The organism is Arthrobacter sp. UYEF20 (assembly GCF_040546335.1).
GTDB lineage: Bacteria > Actinomycetota > Actinomycetes > Actinomycetales > Micrococcaceae > Arthrobacter.
The window spans coordinates 23,041-29,040 of record NZ_JBEPNP010000032.1 but is presented as its reverse complement, the minus strand read 5'-3'; the positions used below and the strand labels follow the sequence as shown (position 1 = coordinate 29,040).

The 6,000-nt window shown below is 65.8% G+C and carries 3 protein-coding genes and 3 pseudogenes; 5 read left to right on the top strand and 1 reads right to left on the bottom strand.

All coding sequences use genetic code 11. The features are described 5' to 3' along the window. The 5 genes and pseudogenes from ABIB26_RS21930 to ligD all read left to right on the top strand — a co-directional run. Positions 1–1,496, top strand: a 1,496-nt coding sequence (locus tag ABIB26_RS21930; protein WP_354248137.1) for a glycoside hydrolase family 32 protein, incomplete at its 5' end; no start/stop codon positions are given. A 140-nt stretch (positions 1,497–1,636) separates the two neighbouring features. Then, positions 1,637–2,567, top strand: a pseudogene (locus ABIB26_RS21925) (carbohydrate kinase family protein). A 102-nt stretch (positions 2,568–2,669) separates the two neighbouring features. Continuing rightward, positions 2,670–2,984, top strand: a pseudogene (locus ABIB26_RS21920) (aldo/keto reductase); the annotation flags it as partial. Positions 2,985–3,008: 24 nt separating this feature from the next. Next, positions 3,009–4,022: an ABC transporter ATP-binding protein gene (locus ABIB26_RS21915; RefSeq protein WP_354248135.1), complete on the top strand. Its 1,014-nt coding sequence runs from the start codon at positions 3,009–3,011 to the stop codon at positions 4,020–4,022. 85 nt (positions 4,023–4,107) lie between these two features. Continuing rightward, positions 4,108–5,130: a non-homologous end-joining DNA ligase gene (gene ligD / locus ABIB26_RS21910; RefSeq protein WP_354248133.1), complete on the top strand. Its 1,023-nt coding sequence runs from the start codon at positions 4,108–4,110 to the stop codon at positions 5,128–5,130. A 15-nt stretch (positions 5,131–5,145) separates the two neighbouring features. On the opposite strand, the pseudogene ABIB26_RS21905 reads toward ligD, so the two are convergent. Beyond that, positions 5,146–5,947 (bottom strand): annotated as a pseudogene (locus tag ABIB26_RS21905) (amidohydrolase family protein). Positions 5,948–6,000: the final 53 nt, after the last annotated feature.

Here is a 6,000-nt window from a genome sequence, read left to right as displayed (position 1 = left end):
CCGCCACGACGGCCGATGCTTTCCGGCCCGCCCTGCACTACGCACCCCGGAATACCTGGCTCAACGACCCCAACGGCCTGATTTTCCATGAGGGCGCCTACCACCTCTACTACCAGAACAACCCGCTCGATACCGTCTGGGGAAACATGTCCTGGGGGCACGCCACCTCCACGGACCTGCTGACCTGGACCGAGCATGCTGTCGCGATCGCCTGCGACGCGGAGGAAGATATTTTCTCCGGCAGCATCGTCTACGACCGGCACAACACCAGCGGATTCGGCACGGACTCCGCGGCACCGCTGGTCGCTGTCTACACCAGCGCCTACAAGATGGCCTCCGCATACCACGGCATCCAGGCGCAGTCCCTGGCCTACAGCCTGGACGGCGGCTACACCTGGACCAAGCACCCCGGCAATCCCGTACTGAACCGGGCGTCAGCCGACTTCCGCGATCCAAAGGTCTTCCGCTACGAATCGGACGCCGGGAGCTACTGGGTCATGGTGGCCGTGGAAGCCTCGGACTTCGAAGTCGTCTTCTACAAGTCCCATGACCTCAAGGACTGGGAGCTGTTGAGCAGCTTCGGCCCGGCGAACGCGACCGGCGGCGTGTGGGAATGCCCGGACCTCTTCCCGCTGCCTGTCGACGGTGATCCGGATAATCTTAAATGGGTCCTGACCGTAAACCTCAATCCCGGCGGGCCCAACGGCGGTTCGGCCGGGCAGTACTTCGTGGGAGACTTCGACGGGACCACATTCACCTCAGCCACCACGGTCACCTCCGGCCTGCAGGACCCGGACAGACTGAGCGAGTACCAGTGGCTCGACTGGGGCCGGGACTACTACGCCGCCGTTTCCTTCAGCGACGTTCCCGATGGCCGGCGGCTCATGATCGGGTGGATGAACAACTGGCAATACGCCAACGAGATCCCGACCTCTCCGTGGCGCAGTCCCATGTCACTGGTCCGCGAAGTATCCCTGCGGAGCAGGGACGGGAGCTGGCGGCTGGTGCAGCAGGTCGCGCAGGAGTTCACCTCCGTGCCTGCCGGGAAGCCGCCGTTCACGGCCGGTGCCGGCGAGATACCCGAAGGCACGCACCTCCTTGACGGCGCCGCCGGCAGCGTCCAGCGGATCGAGGCAACCTTCACGCCCGGAACTGCCGAGGAATTCGGACTGATTGTCCGCGGCAACGGAACACAAGGCACCCGCATCGGCATCCGGCCCACGGAAAGGATCATCGTCGTCGACCGCCGGGAATCCGGGCAAACAGACTTCCACGAGGCCTTCGCCTCGATCGACACCGCCCCGATCGAACTGGCAGCCAATTCCTATGCACTCACCATCTACGTGGACCAATGCTCCGTTGAGGTTTTCGCCCAGGGAGGCCAGGTCACCCTGGCAGAGCTGATCTTTCCATCCCCCACCAGTACGGACGTCTCCCTCTACGCTGCCGGCGGTACAGCAACGATAAATAACCTGAGGATCACTCAATACGCTTAACGGCGGAACTTGCCGTCGAAGGGGCAGTAGCTATCCGCAGGCCTCACGGTTCACATGGACCCATCAGGTCCGGCGCCACAGGGTTACGCCGCATCATCCCATCGTGAGCCCGCAGCACACCATCTGAAGAAAGACATGACATGCACAACCCCGAGATCGCCGGCCCGTCCCGGCAGTTCCTGGACGTCGTCGTTGTCGGCGAAGCGCTCACTGACGTCGTCTCCTCGCCGGAGGGGATGAGCGAATACCCGGGCGGGTCACCCGCCAATGTCGCCTATGGGCTTGGCCGCGGCATCAACACCGGGCTGTTGACCGCCATTGGGGAGGACGAGCGCGGCGCCGCTATCGAGCGGCACCTGCACAGTGCCGGCGTGACGCTCCTGCCCGGCTCACGCTCCCTGGGCAGAACCGCGTCAGCGACGCAACGCTCGCCCCGGACGGGTCCGCCAGCTACGACTTCGACATATCCTGGGCCCTTGAACCGGTCGCTCCCGTCTATGTCCCGAAGGTCCTTCACACCGGTTCGATCGCCACTTTTCTTGCACCTGGCGCCGACGCGGTCAAATCACTCCTCCAGCAGTGCCGCCACGAATGCGCGATCACCTATGACCCCAACATCAGACCCGCCCTGCTCGGCAGCCATGCCGAGGCCAAATCCATCTTCGAAGACCTGGTTCACCTGACAGACGTCGTCAAACTCAGCGATGAAGACGCACGGTGGCTCTACCCCCGGAAGGACTTGGATGACACCGCCGCGCACATCCTCGGGCTCGGCGCCGGGCTGGCAGTCATCACCAAAGGCTCACAGGGTTCACTACTCGCCACAGCTGCGACACGGCTGAACATCCCATCAGTGACATCCGGGGTCGCTGACACGATAGGCGCCGGCGACTCGTACATGGCAGCCTTGATCCTGGGACTCCTCACCCGCGGGACCGATGGCCTCGCGCCCGCTGTCCTGGAGCAGCTGGGGCGCACCGCCGCATGGCCGCCGCCATCACCGTGCGGCGTCCGGGCGCAAATCCTCCGACCTTAGAGGAACTCCGGACCCATCTGCAGCCAGCATCCTAGCCCGGGCCGCAAGACCATCCTTCTGACAATTCAAGATCCGCCCGCGCTGCCCTCCGGCCCGGAAGCCGCCGGCAGGATCTGACTCCGAAAGGCAATACGAGCATGGAATACCGCAAGCTTGGTTCATCCGGTATGGACGTCAGCGAACTGGCCTACGGAAACTGGGTCACCCACGGTGAGCAGATCGACCAGGACGCGGCCACATCTTGCGTCCGGCAGGCTCTGGATCTGGGCATTACCACCTTCGACACCGCAGACGCCTACGCGGGCACCCGCGCAGAACACACGCTGGGTGAAGCGTTAGCGGGTGTGCGGCGCGAAAGCGTCGAAATTTTCACCAAGGTCTACTTCCCTACCGGCGAGGGCCGGAATGACCGCGGGCTGTCCCGCAAGCACATCATGGAATCCATCAACGGCTAGCACTACGGCGACGTGATTGCCGTGGACCAGTTGGACCTGACGGTCCGGCCCGGCGAGTTCGTCACCCTGCTGGGACCCAGCGGCTCCGGCAAGACGACCACCATGATGATGGTTGCAGGGTTCGAGGAACACACCGCCGGTTCCGTCCTGATCGACGGCAAGCCGGTGGATTCGCTGCCGCCCCGGGAACGGAATCTCGGCGTCGTGTTCCAGAACTACGCGCTGTTCCCTCATATGAGCGCTCTCGAAAACGTGGAATTCGCCCTCCGCATGAGGAAGGTTCCGCGCGCGGAGCGGCGCCAGCGCGCTGAAGAAGCCCTCGATCGCGTGGGGCTGGGCAAGATGGGCGGCCGCAAGCCCCGCCAGCTCTCCGGCGGCCAGCAACAACGCGTGGCGCTGGCCCGGGCATTGGTTTTCAACCCGGCAGCCCTGCTGCTCGATGAGCCGATGGCAGCCCTGGATAAGCGCCTCCGCGAACAGATGCAGGAGGAGATCAAGACCCTGCAGAAGGGCCTGGGCATCTCCGTGCTGTTCGTGACGCATGACCAGGACGAGGCCATGGCCATGTCCGACCGGATAGTGGTGATGAGGGACGGGAAGATCATCCAGTCCGGTCCGCCGGAGGAGGTCTACAACCACCCGCTGACCGACTGGGTGGCCAGCTTCCTGGGCGATACGAACCTCATTCCCTGCAGCATCGTCGAGCGAAACGGCGAGGAAGCTGTGGTGGATCTCGGCGGACTGGGCCTGGCCAGGGTCCGGGACCGCGGAGCAAGCGGCGAGAACTATGCCGTCTCCATCCGTCCGGAGCACCTCAAATTCAGCACACAGGCCGCCGCGGGGAACGGCTGCGCCGCGACGCTGGTGTCCTCCACGAACCTGGGGGCAACCGTGCGTCACCGGCTCCGGGCCGGCGGCCATGAACTCCAGCTGCGGGAATTGAGCTCGGACCGGGGCACTGCGCTCCTGCCGGACGAGGAGCTGTGGGTGGGCTGGGACGCGGACAAGGCCCAACTGCTGGTTCTCGAGTCCTGACCGGCGACGCCGCGGGATAGGAGACACCCCTTGCTGTGTGGGGGCAGGCTATTCTTTTGCGACTGCTGCGGAGTAGCTTGTCCCCATGGCCAAGGAAGAAGTCCACGTCACTGTCAGCTCCGCGCACGGCGCCCGGGAGATCCGGATTTCGAGTCCCGGGAGGGTGCTCTGGCCGAAGCTCGGCCTGACGAAACTTGATCTCGCCCACTATGTGGTCGCCGTCGGGGATGCCTTCCTGGCGGCAAACGGCAACCGCCCGGTGACGCTCCAGAGGTTTTCGGACAACATCGACGGCGAACAGTTCTTCTCGAAGAATCCGCCCAAGGGCGCCCCGGACTATGTGCGGGCGGTGACCGTGGTGTACCCGAGCGGCCGGTCGCATCCGCAGCTGGTGTTTGACGAAATCGCGGCCGCGGTCTGGGCCGTGCAGATGAACACCGTCGTGTTCCACCCCTGGCCCTCACGGGCAGGCAACCCGGACAACCCGGACCAGCTGCGCATCGACCTGGACCCGCAGCCCGGCACCGGGTTCGAGGACGCCATCCCGGCAGCCCAGGAGCTGCGGTCCGTGCTGGCCGAGGCGGGGCTGACCTCGTTCATCAAGACGTCCGGAAACCGCGGGCTGCACGTTTTCGCCCCTATCGAGCCCAGCCACGAGTTCCTGGAAGTCCGGCACGCCGTCATTGCCGCCGCCCGCGAACTTGAACGGCGGATGCCCGAGAAGGTCACCACGGCCTGGTGGAAGGAGGAACGCGGCACGCGGATCTTCGTTGACTTCAACCAGGCCAACCGCGACCGCACCATGGCGGGGGCCTACAGCCCACGCGCCCTGGAACATGCCACGGTGTGCTGCCCCATCGGCTGGGACGAACTCGAAAGCGCCGATCCGAAGCATTTCACGATCGCCACCGTGCCGCAGCGGCTCAAGACCACCGGGGACCCGTGGGCGGAGATGCACGCCACCGCCGGCACCATCGACGTCCTCATGGGCTGGTGGGAACGGGACCTCGCCGCAGGGCTGGGGGAGCTGCCCTTCCCGCCGGACTACCCGAAGATGCCGGGGGAACCGCCGCGGGTGCAACCCAGCCGGGCCCGCAGCAAGGACTAGGGACGCCCGTGCCCGCTACACGCCGAGCAGGCGCTTGCCGTTGAACCAGCAGACGGCACGCAACCAGTCGTCGCCGAGCCGCGGTTCCTTCTCGCGCAGGCGTTCGAGCGACTCCAGCTGATGGGCGTAGGGATATGGGATGTTCGGGAAGTCACTGCCGAGCACCAGCCGGTCCGGCAGCTCTGCGAGCCGCGGCAGCAGCTCGGGCGGGAACGGGGCGGCCGCCTCAAAAGAAATCCGTGAAGACCATCGTGGTGTCCAGGTGAACGCGAGGGTACGTCTCGGCCAGGGCCAGGAAGTCCGCATACTCCGGTGCCCCCAGATGGGCGACGACGGCGGTCAGCCCGGGATGACGGCGCATCACGCCCTCAAGCTTGTCGGGCCCGGTGAAGCCCGCCCGCGGAACCGGCCCGCTGCCCACGTGTACAACCACCGGAACCTCTGCGTCCGCCAGCAGTCCCCAGACCGGGTCGAGGACCGGCTCGCGGAGGTCAAACCCGCCCACCTGCGCGTGGACCTTGAACACCCGCGCGCCGCGTTCAAGGGCTGATTGGACCTGGTCCAGGACGCCGTCCTCGGGGAAGAACGTCGCGCTGGGGACGCAGTCCGCTTCGGTTGCTGCCAGCTTCAGGGCGAAGTCGGTGAGGTCCGCCGCCATGCCCGGCCGGTGCGCGTAGGTCAGCGCCGTGAAATGGCGGAGTCCCAGTTGGCGCAGCCGGGCCAGCCGGCTCGCCTCGTCCCATCGATAAGCGATGGGCCACGGCCGGCCGATCAACGGCCCGGCCTCGTCGAAGTGCGCCCAGACCCGCCGCAGCATCCGCTCCGGCAGAAAGTGCGTGTGGATGTCAATCAGTCCAGGCAGGCCGAGCC

Bases quoted from the DNA above. Each gene is read 5' to 3' on its own strand.
- ligD (WP_354248133.1), top strand. From the start codon at position 4,108: ATGGCCAAGGAAGAAGTCCACGTCACTGTCAGCTCCGCGCACGGCGCC.